This is a genomic window from Trichloromonas sp. (assembly GCF_034006665.1).
Classification (GTDB): domain Bacteria; phylum Desulfobacterota; class Desulfuromonadia; order Desulfuromonadales; family Trichloromonadaceae; genus Trichloromonas.
Genome location: NZ_JAVESI010000032.1, coordinates 1 through 16,348 on the forward strand (window position 1 = coordinate 1; position 16,348 = coordinate 16,348).

Below are 16,348 nucleotides of genomic sequence, written 5' to 3' on the forward strand. Positions count from 1 at the left end.
TCAAAGAGCCATTAAGACCGCTGCGGGGATATCTACGACATTTTGCCGAGGCCTTTCGGCCCGGCAACAACCGAATTGGTTGGCTCATGCCTCAAGCCGCGTGAGCTTTTTTCGCGATTGCATCATATTTCGTTTATTCAGAATATTGTCCGCCTTGGCAAATATTTGAAAATGGTCGCCGATATCCTTGGTGGCCGCTAGGTTGCAGATAAAATAGCCGCCCAGCTGCTCATAGTCGTCGTCATATCGCCATCCGCGGTATTCGGCGGCGAAATTCAAATCCAGGCCAATTTCGGCAAATCGCTGATTAAGTTCAAGGAAGGTCTTGTGCCGCGAACGGTAGGTTAGTTCCCTGTGGAGGTTCTTGTCTTCGGTATCCAGATAGTTATAGCCCGCCCGCGCGGTCAGCCCCTGCGTGACCCGGGCGGTCAGGCTTAGCTCTGCCCCTTGGGTTATTGCCTCGTCGATGTTCCGCCAGTACATGCCAAAGGGCGGTTTTCCCCTGCGTACGGTGTAGGAGTCGATGAGGTCGTCGATATCGTTTTTGAATAGGGCGAGTTTGGCCAAGAACCGTTCGGAAAAGGCATATTCGAAGCTGAGTTGATAGCCGATCGACTTTTCCGGATCCAGATTGGGATTGGAGTAGACCACATACGGCCCCATCCGCCATAAATCCCCGTACAGCTTCACGAGACTGGGACCTTTGAAGGCTGTGCCGACCGAGGCGCGTATCTTGAACTTGTCGGTAACGGCATAGAGTAGGCTGAGTTTGGGATTGACCTCCGTACCCCAGCGGTCATGGCAGTCGACTCTGGTACCGAGAACGATCACCAAAGGATGAATGTCGATCTCGTCTTGAATATAGAAACTGTGCAGATCCTGATCCGCCTCGTAACCCTTCCCATGATCGGTAATTTCCTCTTTAAAGAACTGATATCCCGCGGACAGCATGTGCCGGTTGAAAACCATCCGGTTGTAGGTGAATTCTCCTTCATAGCTGTCCGTTTCCCAGTCGGAGTTTCGGTTTCCTGTGGTGTGCTGGTAATTAAAATAGGAACCCCGCAATTTCAGATTGGACACCTCGTCTGGCGCCCAATCCCACAGGCTATTGACCCCGCCTCGCTTCTGCCTGCGCGATTCGTATTCCATGAAGTGTTCGGAAAAAAAAGGTTTGACCGTCAGTTGCGAATCGGGCGTGAAGGAATACCCGAGGCTGCCTTGGAAGAGGTGTTCGTGGTACTCGTCCGTCTCTTTCTTCACCCCGTTGGATTCCCGGTAGGTGTACCCCAGCAAACTGCTGAACCCACCAGCGCCGAACCCGGCCGTTGTCTCGTGGATCTGCGTGGCCCGGGTGCCGAAGGAGGGTGAGAGGGAGAGCGAATATTTCTTTGGAGCGCTTTTGGTAATAATGTTGACCACCCCTCCCAAGGCATCACTGCCGTAAAGGGCGGAGGCCGGGCCTTTCACCACTTCTATCCGCTCCACCATGTCGAGGGGAATGGACTGCAGGTCGGCCGCGTCGCCGTGACCGCCCAGATAGCGCTGCCCGTCCACTAGGATCAGAGTGTGCCGTTCGTCGAGCCCCTGAATCTGGATTTTTCCTTTGTCGCCCCAACTGCTTGATGTCTCGCTGATTTTGATCCCGGGCAGATATTTAAGCGCCTCTTGGACTGTTTTGACTTGTCTCTTTTCCAGTTCTTCGTGAGTAATCACCTCCGCATCTACCGGAACGTCTCCAAGGGTATGCTTCGTCTTGGTAGCGGAGATAATTATCTTGTCCAGTATCAACTGATCCGTTTGGTTTTTCGCTTTCGCCGTGGCAATGGACGGAGAAATGTACGTAAACAGCGCTACCGCACACAGCGTTGCAAAAGGTTTATTTATTAGGAATCTATAGTACATTGCAGTCTCCTTGGTTTTTTAATGATTTCGCAAAAAGTCATTTCCGGGACAATGTTTGTCGGGAATAAAACCTGTAAATCATTGAAATCGTTTATTTCCGAACACTCTATCGGGCATGACGAATCGGATTTACGAATGCATTACATTGGAATCTATGGGACATGCTTGGAAAGCCATGCAGACCATTGAGCCGGAAGGTTTTCACAGGTTCGAGGCCAAGTCCCTCAGGCCGGGGCGATCGAGCACCATAACCGTGCCTCGGCAATAATTGATCAGTCCGCGTTTGTACAGGCCAGCGATGGCGCGGGACAAGGTCTCGCGGGCAATGCCCATTTCCTGAGCCGTCATGCAGATCGGGCGCAGGTTGATGGAGTCCCGGTGCTCCGGCAAGCGTTCCATCAGATAGCGAGCAACCAGAACCGGCGCTGAGCGCGCCTGGCACAGACAGGCCTGCTGGCAGGTCTGTTCCAAGGATGTCGCCAGCTGAGAGATGAGATTGCGGGCCAGGGGAAAGTGATCTTGCAGCATTTGCAGGAAACAGGCGGCGGGCAGCATCAGTAGGCGCAGGTTTTCCACGGATTCGCCGAAAGCGGATTGCAGCGTTTTGGGCGGCTCCGCCTCCAAGGGAGGACAGAGCAGGTCGCCGGGGCCGACAAAGCGCATGGGCCGCTCTTCCCCGTTCCGATCAAGATAAAACAGTCTGATTCGCCCTTTTAGAACCAGCAAAAAAGCCTGAGGGCGAGAGTCTGGCGAAAAGACCTGCTGACTTTTGCCAAAACAGCGAAGGCGGCCGAACTTGAGAGCCTCCATAATCACGTTGGCGGGCAGCCCGGAGAAGATCGGCGCTGCAGCCGCCTGGCGCCAGTCGCCCAACTGGAGGCCGGGGGGGAGCCAATGTTTATCGACGTCCGATGGACAACTCGTGCTTTGTTCTGGGCCCTTCATATGAAATTTTCCTCCTATACGAAATGGTCATGCGATTACAAGAGAGCCGTGGATGGCACGACAAGAGGCGGTCGCCGGAGGGTTGTTATTGCAAGGGTAACTGGTTCATCTGGTCGGCCAGTTCGCTCCAGGAGCGGCGACAATAGAGGGCCGGTAGACCCAACTGCTTGACCTGTGACTTGAGCTTGCGCGCGGCTGTGTGGTTCAGGAAATCGGTAAAGAACACCACCAGCTCAATGTGGGCGGGAATGATGTTTTTGGCCGTTTTGTCATTGCGTGCCGACCAATGGGTGATGCGGCTGGTTCCTAGTTTTTCAAGCCGGGGGACAAGAGCGCCGATGCGGTCTGCGCCGATAATCAGGATGGACTTGGGGATGGACATGGCAGATGATTCCTTTCGTCGCGGTTTTCAATGTACATTTCCGATCAAACTGTGGTCGGGGCGGTACAAAGAAGAGACATAATCTTACGGGTGGTCCCCATATGCTCTGTCATGCGGTTAAGGCAATCTATAAAATGTTCACTATGCGCCGTACTTGGCAGCCTTTGCAGGGTTGGCCGGTGTGTTCTATGTAGCCGGCCACATTCTTCAAGAGATAGCCAAGAAAGACGCCGATTTCGTGGGGCAGGCCGGAATCGGTGTGGAAGCGGCGCTGCAGTTCGGCCAGGGTGCTTGGTAGATCGGAAGCAGATGGATAGGCCCAGTTGTCGAAGAAATGTCGGTACCGAAGGATCTCTCAATTGCCGGTACAGCTGCTTTTCAGTGAAGAAGAGCAGGAGGTTCCCACCACCGTTTTCCCGGCGTGAAATCGTCTGTAATTTGCTGTCGGCCAGCCGGGAGTCGCTGAAGGAACGCCAGAGAAGTGACAGGTTGCGGCCGTAAGGCTGTTGGCGATCAATGAGCCGGATTATGCTGGCCGGCTTGATTTCCGCCAGAACTTCGGCGGCTTCCAGGGACAGAAAGACAACCAGCGCATCCGGGTCGTCGGGGAAATCAGTGGTCAGTCCCAGCCGGTTGCAGCATGAAATTTTTCGCATTCGATTTTCCGCTGTTTTGGAAAGCGGAGGCAGGTAGCGGCGGCTGCGGTCAGGTGCGGGAAACGGAGAAACAGGTTGCATGAAGGATCTCCTGAAATGATCTGATGCAAAAAACTTTGCCCGATACTAATAGAAAATGAAAACCAAATTCAATTAGAAATTGTCTACGAGCATGGACATTACCAGAAAAAAACGGATCATATGGTGATTGTAATTACGAAATTGAAAATTATTTTCAAATAGAGAAAAAAAGCGTTTTCCATGCTGACCGAATGGATGCGCTCACTCAGCGGACGACAGCAGAACGGCAACATGCTTCACAATGGCTAGGCCGTCGGCTATTTCAGTAACGATCGTGCTAGGGGAGGTGGCGGGCCCGAAGCAGGACTCCGCGGGCGGTGGTGGGATAAAGGAGATGACAGGCAATGCACGTTTCACGTGGCTATGCGCCGTGGTTGCGACCGTGCATTCCGCTGCCAAGCAAACTGGGAAACCCTGCTGATAGGGCCGCCCGGAGTGTGGTCGGGTCGATGGAACAGAGGTTTACTTCATACCCCGGGCTTGAACCAAGATGGCAGTGTCCTAGGGCAATTCTTTGCCGTTGTGTTCAGTGTTCGGGCCGGCCTCTAGCGGCTAGCAGTCTGTCGGGTCTTGAAGTGCTTTGGGCCAAAACTAGTCAAAAGTAAGCACGGTCCCTTCGTCGAATAAGAAGTCCCATCACAGAGGAATTGTGGATGGCGATTTTTTAAAAATCGGGAAAGTTTGACAGACTCCTAGAAGGATTGATTGACAAGCGCCTGACGTAAGGTCCGACCACCCGGCTTCCAACAGCGATGCCAGCCTACTGGTCTCCGAGGTGTTTTCCCGGCAGCAAATAGTTTGTCACATAGTCCGCCACTGAGGATTCGAGTACCGTTATCGCACGATCATAACCGGACCGACGCAATTTGGTGATGTCTGCGCGAGTGTAGTACTGGTAAGTGTCGCCGATCTCCGTCGGCATGTCGATGTATTCGATGGCGATTGACCGATTCAGGGCGTTGAAAACCGCGGCAGCCAGCCGATTCCAGCTGTTTGCTTCGCCGCCACCGATGTTGAAAATGCCACCAATGTGTGGTTTGTCCAGAAAATGCAGGGTCATAGCGGCGGCGTCTTTCACGTAGATGAAATCGCGTAGCTGTTCGCCGTCGGCGTAATCGTTCCGGTTGGATTTGAAGAGCCGGAGCGTGCCAGTGGTGAGTATCTGCTCATACGCCTTGAGGACCACTGAGCGCATATTGCCCTTGTGATGCTCGTTCGGCCCGAAGACGTTGAAGTATTTCAAGCCGACCATATTCTCCATCAACCCGTTGTCCCTGATCCAAAGATCAAAAAGATGCTTGGAATAGCCGTACATGTTGAGCGGCCGCAAGGTTTCCAGCGCGGTTTCGTCGTCCAGAAATCCCCGGCAGCCGTCGCCGTAGGTGGCAGCGCTGGAGGCGTAGATGAAGCGGATGCCGTTTTTCGCCGCAAAGCAGGCAAGCTGCTTGGAATAGGCAAAGTTGTTTTCGACCAGATAGGTGGCGTCCCGCTCCGTAGTGGCGGAGCAGGCCCCCAAATGCAGGATCGACTCGATCCGCTGCCCGCCAAAGACCTCTCCAGTGGAAACCTGCCTGAGAAAAACTTCCTTCTCCAGATAATCCCGAAACCGCAGGGCGCGCAGGTTTTTCCACTTCTCTCCGGTGCCGAGATGATCCACCACCAGGATGTCGTCCCGGCCCCGCCGATTCAGTTCATAGATAATGGCGCTGCCGATCATGCCGGCGCCACCGGTTATGACGACCATCTATACTCTCCTTTTCAACTGATGCCACTGCCTTTTGGCGCCGAATACCTTACCATAGTTTCGTTTCGTGACAATTGTTATTGTCCAACAGTCTATCGGTCTTGAAGTGTTTTGGGCCAAAACTAGTCAAAAGTGAGCACGGTGGACCTTCGCCGAATAACAAGTCCCGTCACGGAGGAATTATGGACGTCGATTTTTTTAAAATCGGGGAAGTTCGACCGGTATTCGGCGGGCTGCTGTTCTGTGCATCTGCAGGTTGGGCGCACACCCCTTACATGGCCTGCTTCGCCGAAGAGCAGGGCACATTGTCTGCTCCGCCGAATATTCCGACGGCTCTTCCGCCGAGGGCTCTGCGATCCGGGAGACAACAAAGGATGGCAAGGTCCTGTACGAGGGCGTTTTCGGCCCGGACGGCGAATATACCTTCAGAAAGCCACAGACACCCTTCACCGTGATCCTGGATGGCGGTCCGGGACATATTGTCCGGGAAAATGGCGGCAACATCCTGCCATGAAGCCTACTACCAGATCGGCAAAAGGAACCTGCAGCGGACACAAATCTTTCCAAAACAACGCGCCTCTCGGGACAGAGGCATAACCGGCAAGGCGCGGTCCTAAAATGCATGGTCTCCGCTCCGCCGTGAAAATCCCACCGAAATCGGTCCCAGCATAAAAATGGCGGATACCTTCCGAGACAGCAATGTTTCGAAGGGGAAAACGTCTGATTGGCACCCTCGTGATATTTCTGCGCACCGAACACTTCGACTACCGCGTGCAGGATCTGGACGCCGCTGCGGAACTGATTTTCTGTACGATAGAAAAGATCCCGCTCCGAACCGTTCTTTTCGAATCCACCGCAGGCAAGCAACGAATGGTTGAGGCGCTTCAGGAGATGTTGACCCGCCACCAAGCTATTGCGATTTCCGGACACTGTTCAAATCGGAAAACAACAGCTTCCTTCACCGCAACACCGTCTGGATCAGGGCAAATCCATAGATAGTGAAAATAATTTTCAATTTCGTGACACAAATCACCGACCCCGCAATCGCAATGGAATAAAAAGGCAATCACGATTGTTTTGCGATCCGATTGAACAGTCGGCAGGCTGCAACCAGCTGATTTGGCGGGCTGTGGGAGGAACATCCCCCGGGGCCCGAAGGAAAGGTGCCCTATTTTATGCTTGGGACAACGGCAATCATGGAGTTTTTCGGCAAAGCCGGGCCATTGGGCGTGGTGCTGGCGGGTATGTCGGTGTACGGCCTGTATATCAGCATCAAAACGCGGGTGTTTCTGTTTCTGACCGGACGGGAATTCCGACGTTTTATGGACAAGTTGCACAACGGCAAAAAAGTGGTGAATGATAATGGCTGGAACCTGGCCAACCCACTGATCAACATCGTCTACAACATCCGCCACGCCCACGCCGCCCATTCCGAGGACCTGCGGGCCGAAGTCGCTTACTTGTTTCATCGCAATTTCGAAAAGGTGCAACGGCATATAACATACGTGCGTCTGATTTCCGTCACCGCGCCCCTGCTGGGCCTACTTGGCACAGTGCTGGGGATGGTCCGGGTGTTTCACGTGTTGGCGGAAAAGACATCCCCAGAACCGGCACTGCTCGCTGGTGGCATCTGGGAAGCCCTGCTGACCACCATCATGGGCCTGTGTGTGGCAGTGCCCTGCCTTTATTTCTATTACGACCTCAACCTGAAGCTGAAAGGATTCCGCATCGAAGCCGTCGAATTCGGCTATCAGACCATTAAAGCTCTCGAAGAGCAGAACGGTACCACCCTCTCGCTTAAAAACACGCTGTTCGCCGATGTGGAAAAGCAGCCCCGGTACCCGGTTGGCGCTCCCACGGCCATCAAGGGGAAGGCGCAAGATGTCCTTTGATCTGTTCAACGACCCGTCCGAAGAGGACGGCATCGATCTGACACCGCTGATCGATGTCGTATTCATGCTGCTGATCTTCTTCGTGCTGTCGACGGTTTTCGTCAAGCCGGGTATCGAAGTCGACCTTCCCACCGTGGACCATGCCCAGGCCGCTCAACCGAAAAAGGACTGGCTCGTGATCTCCATCGACGCCACTGGAAAGTATCATGCCGAGGGCGGACCGCAATCCCTGGAGGATCTGCTTACCATCCTTGACCGTCACCCCGGATCAGCAGTCAATTTTCAAGTAGATAAAAAAGCCCCCTTCGAACCCTTCATCCGCATCATCGACCAGGTCAAGACCCGTAAGCGGGAGGATATCATTGTCACGACAGCCGGCGAGAACCAATCGGACTGAGAGCCGGTGCCGCAAGGTCGGTCTGGGGGCTTCGCTGGTCATTCACCTGACGCTCGCTTTTTGCTTGGCGGCTGCCCCGCTGCGTAGCGACCCGCCGCCTCCGGTGCGGCAGGTGGACATGAGCGCCGTGCGTCTGCAGCTGTGCCAGGTAAAGCCGTTGGTCCCCGCACCCAGCACGCCGACCCTAACCAAGCCTAAGCCCAAGCCCAAGCCCAAGCCCAAGCCCAAGCCCAAGCCCAAGCCCAAGCCCAAGCCCAAGCCCAAGCCCAAGCCGCAACCAGAGCAACAACCTGAACAGCAACCTGAGCCCAAGCCGCATCCGCAGCCAGAACCTGAACCGAAGCCGCTGGACAACGAACCCGCTCTTTTGAATAGCAAGCCTGAGGGATCCGCGCAGACTGAAACGGAGATGGCCGAGGTGCCCGTCCTTTCGCCACCGAAGCCAAAGACATCCGTTATCCAAGCTGGCCAAGTAGATGGAAAACGCAAGCTCCTGCAGCAGTTGACCGCTCTGATCGGCGAAGAGAAATATTATCCTTACAACGCCCGGCGTATGAATCTCGAGGGCCAAGCCTGCATGACGATCGAAGTCGACCGCCACGGGGCGATCACCGGTTTCGAGGTGGAATCGGCCAGTAGCGCGATATTCGAAAAGGCGGCGAAGGGCACCATGGAACAGGTCAAAAAGAAATTCAACCCCCGGGGGTTGCTATTCGATAAGGAATTCAGGATACGGGTTCCAATCACTTACCGGCTGCTGGAATGAAAGTAGCTCCCGGCCATCGGCCAAAACGACCAAGGATAGCGTGGTCCTGGTGTTTTTTATGGCGCGTATCTGGACAAGTTTTTTTCCACAACCTGATTAACGACTCACGCCCCCGCAGGGGAAGTGAGTCGTTAATCAGGAGAACTTTTTCCAAGTTTCGTGCTGAATAGTTACTAGAAAATGAAATCGATATTCATTTTCGTGATCTAGGTCACGGATTAATTGCGCCCGATCTTATAATCTCGTTATTGAAATGGTCTGGAAGGAAGGAGGTTCCACAAGACAATCTTTCCAATAGATACGAACAAAATCACCATGCAGGAGACAGCTGATGAGGAATGCTTTTGCAATGATGAGCCTGCTTTTCGTCGTGATGCTGGCGGGTCGGGCCGGGGCCGACGAGATTCGCGACGACCGGGAGGTGTTCGATGCCGAGGAGATGGTGGTCACCGCCACTATGACGGAAAAGATCATGAAGGACGCGCCGGGGGCGATTGAAGTCATCAGCACCCGGGAAATTGAGGAAATGAACGCGCAAACCGTGGCCGAAGCGCTGGATGAGGCCGCCAGCCTGGTGGTGACAACGGAAACGGGGCGCCAGATGCGGCCGAGCATCCGCGGCACGGGCGACAAACATACCTTGGTGCTGATCGACGGTCGTCGGTTGGCTGCGGGTTTCAAGGACCTGCTCGGTCTGGAGCAGGTGCCCGTGGACTTGATCCATCATATCGAGGTAGTGCGGGGTCCGGCCTCGGCCCTGTACGGTAGTGACGCCATCGGCGGCGTGATCAACATCATCACCCGCCAGCCCACGCGTAACCTGGCCTTGGGCGCCACGGCCCAGTACGGTCAGAACAGCTACCATGAGGGCGAGGAAACCATCGGGCGCGGCTATGTTGGCAAGTCCTCGGAGCGCTTCGGTACGTTTCTCGCGGGCGGCTACCAGAAGCGCAACGGTTTTGACCGCGACAACGTCACGCCACAGGACAGCGACACGTTCAAGTTGGAATCGGCCGGCGGCCGCTTTACCTTCAGCCTCGGCGAAGGTCATGCGCTACTAGCGGGTTTCGAAACCACGGAACTGGAAACTGAGGGCCTGCGGGATCTCGAAAACATGGACCGGGAGCGAATGGTCGATGACGAGCGGTGGAACGGGTTTCTTCAATATGACGGCCAGTTGGACCGATTTTCAACCATGCTGCGTTGGAACCACTCGGAGCAGAAAAACGATATCGATATCGATCCTGCGACTTCCATGATCCCCGGCACCATCGGCGACGAATCCAATTCCGAACGGTGGCTGGACCAGGTCGAGAGCCGGATCAGCGGACTGTTTTTCGACCGTCACCTAGTGACGGTGGGCAGCGAATACCGCGTCGAAGGCCGTAAGGACGACGCCAGTCTGGACGACGACGTCCAGAATCTCAGCGTCTACGCCCAAGACGAGTACCAGATCATCGATCCCCTCTACTTGGTACTCGGTTGCCGCTGGGACCATCATTCCGATTTTGCCTCCGAATGGACGCCCCGCGCATCCGCGGCCTACCACTTGATGGACAATCTCCGGCTGAAGGCATCCTACGGCCGGGGGTTTCGTGCGCCTGGTTTCATGGAACTGTATGTCCCAACCTACATGCGAAGGGGCCGGGAAATCTATGAGCCCAACCGGAATCTCGATCCAGAAATCTCGGACAGCTACGAGGCCGGTATCGAAGGGGAGTATGGTCCCTTTCAGGGGCGCCTCATGTGGTTCCGCAACGAATTCGACGATCTCATCGACGCCGTCTACTATGCCTCCACCGGCATGAAACAAAACCGCAAGGATTATTACCGCTACCAGAACATTTCCGAGGCAACTATGGAGGGCGTCGAGTTCGAGGGCCGTCTGAAGCTGCCCTACGGTTTCGCGATGGCAGGCAACATGACCTACCTAGACACCGAAGACAAGGACACGGGCAAGGATCTAGAGGGTCGCCCGGACTACAAGGGCAGCCTTAAGCTGAGCTATTGCCAGCCGAGTGCTGGATGGGCGGCGAACATCCGGCTCAACTACATGGGTGAACGCTACTATACCGACGAAATGGAGGATGACGTTCTGCTGGTCGACGCCTATGCGGCCAGAAACATCACCCGGCAGCTGAAGGTTTTTACCGGAGTGGATAACGTTTTCAATGTCGGCACGGATTTGGATCCGATGTTCTGGTATGCCGGGATTTCCTTCGACTACTGAATTGTAACAGATACTTACGACCCCGCCTGGCGGGATCGAATGGCTAATATGAACAGCTAACACTCAGCAACGGCCTTGACATCTATACCCTGGCGCAAGCGCGAACCGGCACGGTTTTCTTCACCATGCATCTGGATATCGACGAAATAGCGGAAAATCTCCAGCGTTACTACCCGACGGATAACCCTGTCGCTATTGTCATCAACGCGGGATACAGGGGAAAGGAACGAATCGTCCATGGGACGCTCGCAACCATACAGGACAAGATAAAGGGAGAAAAGCTTCCAGCCCATCTTGTCTATGTGGGAAATTTTTTGAACAAACGGTACGGCATCGATGAAATTGTGAACGGATCAAAACACAGGAAAGGGAAAAGAAGCTTATGAAAAAGGGACTTTTGTTAGGTATCGCGCTCGCGGCAGGATTTTTCATGGGGGGACAGGCGATCGCCCATTCGCCGTTGTGCTCCTGTTTCGACAACGGGGACGACACGATAACCTGCGAAGGTGGTTTTTCCGACGGGTCGGCGGCGGTCGGCATGGAGGCGCGCGTTGAAGACGTCGTAGGAAAAGTACTTCTGAAAGGGGAAATGGATGCGATTGGCGAATACACCTTCAAGAAACCGGAGTTGCCTTTCGTGTTTGTTTTTGATGCTGGCCCCGGACATGTGGTGAAAATCAACGAAAAGGATATTCAATGAAAATGCCGAAAAAAACAAGCAAAGTGATGAGACTAAATTTCTTTTTTTCAAGGATGACGCCGCTTTTCGGTCTTTTGGTTCTGCTCGCCGTACTCATGATATCGCCGGAGCAAGTACTGGCTGGAGACTGCATGGCATGCCACGAGAAACACGGTGTTATGATACGGAAACCGTCGGTCTCTCCCATAAAACTGAAGGTCGACGGCAAGGAGCAGTGCATAACGCTCGAACGGGCCTTCGCCTTTCATGGGCATGAATGTCCGGGCGTGACGATCGCCTATCGGGCGGTGCAGTACGGCATTGAACGGCTTTCCCCTGGGGAAACACCCGACAGGGACGACCTTCTCATCACCTCAAGAACGTCGGCGGCTGGGGTCAAGGATTTCATCGATCTCGTCATGAAAGGTGACAACCCGGCGAAAAAGACCTGGCCTCCCGTGAATATGGGAAAATCACGTGACGGATTCGATTTCCTTCTGATGAAAAAATCGACCTGCCAGGCTGTGGAAATAAAGTTGCTTCCGGAAAATTTTCCCGCCGACTTCTATCTACTCAAACAGAAACAGAAAGACAAGACCATCACCAACGAAGAATCGGACAGGCTGCACAGGTATATGAAGAAGATTCTCTTGGAATTCCCACATGTACCAGCGGACGAACTGTTCGGCCAGCCGGAGCCTTACAAAATGATCCTATGGGGAACCGTTCTTCCCGGGGAACAGGACAAAAATATCCGAAAAATGCGGCAGGAAGAAAAAAAGAATCTGGTTACCCACTTCACTCCAGAGATTTAGCCGGAGACATAATCTGTCACTGTGCAGCGATACGCTGGCTTCTTGCCATCAGAAGGAGGATGGCCATGTTTGAAGCTTTCTCCAAGAATGAGGTTGAGCTCGATCGTCGTTTTAGAAATGATCAGGCTTGCCGAGAGTCCCTTTTCAATGTCAAAGACGATAATTCACCCTACGCCAGGGCCAAAATGAAAATCCCAAACCATTTGCAGGCTATCCATGAATTTTTGGTTACTCCCCCCCCGTGGGCCGCAGCCCTTGGAAAAGCATCGCCTCGTGTCGACACTCGGTCAACCTAAGGTTCTGGTTGTCGAAGAAGACCCTGCTCTGTCCGATTTGATCAGGAGCATTTTGCTATATGAGGCCGAAGTGGATATTGCATCAGATGGCCGACAGGGATTGGACCATCTCCGCAGGAAAACCTTCGATGCAGTTATTTCCGAAATCGACCTGCCAATCATGGACGGCATCGATATGTATATACAGGCTCTTCGTCTTGGGGTCGCTCCGAGAGGAAAATATATTTTTTTGACTGCTTCTCTGCGCCCCGACTATCGTCTTTTCCTCGAAATGCAGAAAGTAACAGTTTTGCGAAAACCTGCATCAATTACTCAGATCCGCCAAGCCGTTTTCGATGGATCATAGGCCAGAACAATTTCTTGGTTAACCCATTGGATCAAGAAACTCCTTTTATGAAAATGGTAATTTAACAACAAACGTCCTGATTAATTCACCGGAACAATATCGCTTCTCGTAAAAATCAAGTTTGCTATTATGGTTATGGCCGGCCACAAATATCTTGGCTCTCATTCCCACCTGCATTTACGATATTGAATATTATTTTTAATATCACTAGCCCAACTTTATTCATGGTAAAACACAAAAATTTTTTATTTTCAGCAGGTTGTGACACATGTTTGCTCAACTAATCGTCGGCAGGCGATACGGTAACCGCAATGTCAATCGGCCCGAGGATGCCGTAGCAGCCCGGCGTCGGGTGGCGAAGAGCCCTTAAGGCTCGCCCAATGCGACAGGGCATGCGAAAGGAGATTCTGTATGACATTGGATCAGTTGAAACCGGGCAGCGAAGGCATCATCAAAAAGATCTCGGCTTGGGATAAACTGGGGCAGCGGCTGATGGACATGGGCGTTTATCCCGGTCAGAATTTGAAAGTTATCCGCAATGCCCCCCTCAATGACCCGATGGAAGTGCAAATAGAGGGCTATTACGTCAGTTTGCGACACGACGAGGCCCGATTCGTGGAGGTGGGGTGAGATGTGGATAGCGACAAAACCCTGGTGGCCCTAGCCGGTCAACCCAATTGCGGCAAGTCCACGGTGTTCAACGCCTTGACCGGAGCCAGCCAGCATGTGGCGAATTACCCTGGCGTCACGGTGGACAAGATGACCGGCTGGTACAGCCATGACGGTCGCAAGGTCGAGGTGGTGGACCTGCCGGGCACCTACAGCCTGACCTCCTACTCTCCCGAAGAGCGGGTATCGCGGGACTTCATCCTCCTTGAAAAGCCATCGGTTACAGTCAACGTCATAGACGCCTCCAATCTCAAGCGCTGTCTCTACTTGACCGTTCAGTTGCTGGAGATGGAGATACCGGTCATTCTCAATCTCAACATGATGGATGTCCTTCGCAACCGCGACATGAAAATCGACGTCGATGCGCTCTCCCGCCAGTTGGGCATTCCGGTGGTGCCTACCTGCATGAAGTGTGGGCGGGGCAAACAGGAGATGCGTGACGCCATCGTGAGAACGGTGGCGGCGCTCCGGCCGGTTTCGACTCTGCATATCGACTATGGCGAAATGGAACCATTGTTGCGGGACATCATCGAGCGACTGTCGACGGAGAGCAGCCTGGCGGAACGTTATCCGCTGCGCTGGCTGGCCATCAAGCTTATGGAAGGCGACAGCGAGGTTCTGCAGGTGCTTCGCGGCAATTTGACCACCGCTGACGGGCTGATCGGCTTTATCGAATCGTCGCGGGTGGCCTTTGAGAAAGAGCAAAGCGAAAAGCCGGAGATGCATATTGCTCGGCACCGCTACCAGACGGCGGAAACCATCGCCAAAACCTGCCTGACCCTTCCGGTCGATGCCAAAAGGCCGCTGTCGGATAGAATAGACAGCCTGATCTGCCACCGCGTGTTTGGCCCAGTCGTCATGGTGGGTGTTATCTGGCTGCTCTACTATCTGGCCATAGTTCAGGGTTATCATGTCACCAACTACACTTGGCCCATTCTGGCCAAGCTGCGCATGCTGGCCGAAGCGCTGCTTCCTGAACCGGGTTTTATAGAGATCCCCCTGATTTGCTCTTTTACTTTGTGGGTAGTGGACAGCGCCAACGCTCTGCTCAATTACATCCCTATATTTTTTATCCTGTTCGGTCTCATCGCCATATTGGAAGACAGTGGTTACATGCCCCGCATGGCCTTTATCATGGATCGGCTGTTCAGCCGCTACGGCTTGCACGGCCAGTCCACCCTGCCCATGGTGCTGGGCGGCATCTATGTCGGTGGATGTGCGGTGCCGGGGGTTATGTCCTGCAAAGGGATTCCCGATGAGCGTTCGCGGATGGCCACCATCCTGATCATTCCGCTGCTCAACTGCCTGGCCAAGGTGCCTCTCTACGTTCTGTTGATCAACATCTATTTTGCTGCTCACAAGGGCTTGGCCATGTTTTTCATTTCCACCATCAGCTTGCTGCTGGTGCTGCCGGTCTCCAAGCTGCTCACAATGACCGTGCTTCGGGACAAAGGAACCTCTCCATTTGTCATGGAGATGCCACCCTATCACATCCCCTCCCTGCGCGGAGTCCTGGGTCGCGCCTTCGAGCGGGTCTGGCTGTTTATACGTAAGATCACTACCATCGTCGTCGCGGTTGCAGTGGTCATTTTTGTTCTGCTGCAATTTCCGGGCATCGGCGCCGAACGCATGGCTTATTACCATAGCCGGAAAGACGAGGCGGTAGCGGACTTCGCAAAAATAAACCGCAACACGCCTTATGCCGAAGCCCTCGCTGGAGACGGGCTGATGGATCTGGTGCGCTATTGGGAGTCTTATAAAGACAAGAGGATGATTGCCAAAAGCTCCGCCGCAGTTGCCGGTCTAAACGCCGAATTCGAGGTACGCAACCCACTTTTTTTCCAACTGGTGCAGCCGAATGAGGACAGAGAGGCGAAAAAGGTCAACCGGGCCCTTAAAAAACTGGTCAAAGAACGCAAGGGTTTGTTGCGGTCGATGCGCAAGGAGCGCATCGACCGCAGCTTTCTGGGTATGGCCGGCAAGTGGCTGGAGCCCGCCACCCAGTGGGCTGGGTTCAACTGGCGGGTCAATGTTGCCCTACTGAGCTCTCTGGCGGCTAAGGAAAGCAGCGTTGCCACCTTGGGCGCTCTTTACGAGCAGCAAAGCGATGGTGAAACCCTCGAAGAACGTATGGCCAAAAGTGAAGCGGGGTTTACCCCCCTGCACGCCCTGTCCTTGATGTTGTTCATGGTGCTTTATCCTCCCTGTCTGGCCACCGCCATGGCGGTCAAACTCCAGTCCGGTTCGGTGAAATGGATGCTGTTTTCCATCTGCTATCCGATGCTGCTGGGTATCACTATCGCCTCACTGGTCTTTTCTCTCGGTCGTGCTCTGGGTCTTTCCGGGTTGCAAGCCATGTTTGGCTTTTACGGCATGGCCTTAACATTTACTCTGTTCATGGGTTTTTTCAGCAGCAAACAGAATCACACTCAACATTAGAAGGTCCAAGTCATGCGCAAATCTAGGAGCCTGCCGGTCTAAGCCAAGTTGCCTCGGATCGGCAGGACCGTTGATGATGAAAATCATCATTGGCAGTCTTGTCCGACTG

The 16,348-nt window shown here is 53.9% G+C and carries 15 protein-coding genes; 10 read left to right on the forward strand and 5 right to left on the reverse strand.

All coding sequences use genetic code 11. The annotated features are described in order from the left end of the window. Nucleotides 1-84 precede the first annotated feature (84 nt). The 5 genes from RBR25_RS12165 to rfaD form a co-directional block, all read right to left on the reverse strand. Nucleotides 85-1,902 carry a TonB-dependent receptor plug domain-containing protein gene (locus RBR25_RS12165; protein WP_432819825.1) on the reverse strand — a complete coding sequence of 606 codons (1,818 nt, stop codon included), beginning with the start codon at nucleotides 1,900-1,902 and terminating at the stop codon, nucleotides 85-87. 201 nt (nucleotides 1,903-2,103) lie between these two features. Continuing rightward, nucleotides 2,104-2,847, reverse strand: a complete 744-nt coding sequence (locus RBR25_RS12170; RefSeq protein WP_432819826.1) for a Crp/Fnr family transcriptional regulator — start codon at nucleotides 2,845-2,847, stop codon at nucleotides 2,104-2,106. A gap of 85 nt (nucleotides 2,848-2,932) precedes the next feature. Then, nucleotides 2,933-3,229: a DUF2325 domain-containing protein gene (locus RBR25_RS12175; RefSeq protein ID WP_432819827.1), complete on the reverse strand. Its 297-nt coding sequence runs from the start codon at nucleotides 3,227-3,229 to the stop codon at nucleotides 2,933-2,935. A 44-nt stretch (nucleotides 3,230-3,273) separates the two neighbouring features. Further along, nucleotides 3,274-3,966, reverse strand: a complete 693-nt coding sequence (locus RBR25_RS12180) for a DUF3793 family protein (RefSeq protein ID WP_432819828.1) — start codon at nucleotides 3,964-3,966, stop codon at nucleotides 3,274-3,276. Between the two features lie 760 nt (nucleotides 3,967-4,726). After that, nucleotides 4,727-5,710 carry an ADP-glyceromanno-heptose 6-epimerase gene (rfaD, locus tag RBR25_RS12185; RefSeq protein WP_432819829.1) on the reverse strand — a complete coding sequence of 328 codons (984 nt, stop codon included), beginning with the start codon at nucleotides 5,708-5,710 and terminating at the stop codon, nucleotides 4,727-4,729. A gap of 1,196 nt (nucleotides 5,711-6,906) precedes the next feature. Here rfaD and RBR25_RS12190 point away from each other — a divergent pair. The 10 genes from RBR25_RS12190 to feoB all read left to right on the forward strand — a co-directional run bounded on the left by RBR25_RS12190 (nucleotide 6,907) and on the right by feoB (nucleotide 16,239). Continuing rightward, entirely contained in the window at nucleotides 6,907-7,602 is a 696-nt protein-coding gene (locus RBR25_RS12190) for a MotA/TolQ/ExbB proton channel family protein (protein WP_432819830.1), read from the forward strand. Further along, on the forward strand, nucleotides 7,592-7,999 hold the full coding sequence (locus tag RBR25_RS12195; RefSeq protein WP_432819831.1) for an ExbD/TolR family protein: 408 nt from the start codon (nucleotides 7,592-7,594) through the stop codon (nucleotides 7,997-7,999). The genes RBR25_RS12190 and RBR25_RS12195 overlap by 11 nt, the downstream gene beginning before the upstream one ends. Before the next feature lie 118 nt (nucleotides 8,000-8,117). Then, nucleotides 8,118-8,765: a TonB family protein gene (locus RBR25_RS12200; protein ID WP_432819832.1), complete on the forward strand. Its 648-nt coding sequence runs from the start codon at nucleotides 8,118-8,120 to the stop codon at nucleotides 8,763-8,765. 331 nt (nucleotides 8,766-9,096) lie between these two features. Then, complete coding sequence (locus tag RBR25_RS12205) at nucleotides 9,097-10,995, forward strand: TonB-dependent receptor plug domain-containing protein (protein WP_432819833.1); 1,899 nt, start codon at nucleotides 9,097-9,099, stop codon at nucleotides 10,993-10,995. A gap of 125 nt (nucleotides 10,996-11,120) precedes the next feature. Beyond that, nucleotides 11,121-11,381, forward strand: a complete 261-nt coding sequence (locus RBR25_RS12210) for a hypothetical protein (RefSeq protein WP_432819834.1) — start codon at nucleotides 11,121-11,123, stop codon at nucleotides 11,379-11,381. Beyond that, nucleotides 11,378-11,695: a hypothetical protein gene (locus RBR25_RS12215; RefSeq protein ID WP_432819835.1), complete on the forward strand. Its 318-nt coding sequence runs from the start codon at nucleotides 11,378-11,380 to the stop codon at nucleotides 11,693-11,695. Before RBR25_RS12210 ends, RBR25_RS12215 begins: the two co-directional genes overlap by 4 nt. Continuing rightward, nucleotides 11,692-12,489 (forward strand): FmdE family protein, encoded by a 798-nt coding sequence (locus tag RBR25_RS12220; RefSeq protein ID WP_432819836.1) that lies wholly within the window; start codon nucleotides 11,692-11,694, stop codon nucleotides 12,487-12,489. Before RBR25_RS12215 ends, RBR25_RS12220 begins: the two co-directional genes overlap by 4 nt. 273 nt (nucleotides 12,490-12,762) lie before the next feature. Beyond that, nucleotides 12,763-13,131, forward strand: a complete 369-nt coding sequence (locus tag RBR25_RS12225) for a response regulator (protein ID WP_432819837.1) — start codon at nucleotides 12,763-12,765, stop codon at nucleotides 13,129-13,131. Nucleotides 13,132-13,542: 411 nt separating this feature from the next. Continuing rightward, on the forward strand, nucleotides 13,543-13,761 hold the full coding sequence (locus tag RBR25_RS12230; protein WP_432819838.1) for a FeoA family protein: 219 nt from the start codon (nucleotides 13,543-13,545) through the stop codon (nucleotides 13,759-13,761). 3 nt (nucleotides 13,762-13,764) lie between these two features. Then, the gene (gene feoB, locus RBR25_RS12235) at nucleotides 13,765-16,239 is read left to right on the forward strand and encodes a ferrous iron transport protein B (RefSeq protein ID WP_432819839.1); all 2,475 of its coding nucleotides are present in this window, start codon (nucleotides 13,765-13,767) and stop codon (nucleotides 16,237-16,239) included. Nucleotides 16,240-16,348 lie beyond the last annotated feature (109 nt).

Bases quoted from the DNA above. Each gene is read 5' to 3' on its own strand.
- RBR25_RS12215 (WP_432819835.1), top strand. From the start codon at position 11,378: ATGAAAAAGGGACTTTTGTTAGGTATCGCGCTCGCGGCAGGATTTTTC.
- RBR25_RS12220 (WP_432819836.1), top strand. From the start codon at position 11,692: ATGAAAATGCCGAAAAAAACAAGCAAAGTGATGAGACTAAATTTCTTT.
- RBR25_RS12195 (WP_432819831.1), top strand. From the start codon at position 7,592: ATGTCCTTTGATCTGTTCAACGACCCGTCCGAAGAGGACGGCATCGAT.
- RBR25_RS12205 (WP_432819833.1), top strand. From the start codon at position 9,097: ATGAGGAATGCTTTTGCAATGATGAGCCTGCTTTTCGTCGTGATGCTG.
- RBR25_RS12165 (WP_432819825.1), bottom strand. From the start codon at position 1,902: ATGTACTATAGATTCCTAATAAATAAACCTTTTGCAACGCTGTGTGCG.
- RBR25_RS12180 (WP_432819828.1), bottom strand. From the start codon at position 3,966: ATGCAACCTGTTTCTCCGTTTCCCGCACCTGACCGCAGCCGCCGCTAC.
- rfaD (WP_432819829.1), bottom strand. From the start codon at position 5,710: ATGGTCGTCATAACCGGTGGCGCCGGCATGATCGGCAGCGCCATTATC.
- RBR25_RS12230 (WP_432819838.1), top strand. From the start codon at position 13,543: ATGACATTGGATCAGTTGAAACCGGGCAGCGAAGGCATCATCAAAAAG.
- RBR25_RS12190 (WP_432819830.1), top strand. From the start codon at position 6,907: ATGGAGTTTTTCGGCAAAGCCGGGCCATTGGGCGTGGTGCTGGCGGGT.
- RBR25_RS12200 (WP_432819832.1), top strand. From the start codon at position 8,118: ATGAGCGCCGTGCGTCTGCAGCTGTGCCAGGTAAAGCCGTTGGTCCCC.
- RBR25_RS12170 (WP_432819826.1), bottom strand. From the start codon at position 2,847: ATGAAGGGCCCAGAACAAAGCACGAGTTGTCCATCGGACGTCGATAAA.
- RBR25_RS12175 (WP_432819827.1), bottom strand. From the start codon at position 3,229: ATGTCCATCCCCAAGTCCATCCTGATTATCGGCGCAGACCGCATCGGC.
- RBR25_RS12210 (WP_432819834.1), top strand. From the start codon at position 11,121: ATGCATCTGGATATCGACGAAATAGCGGAAAATCTCCAGCGTTACTAC.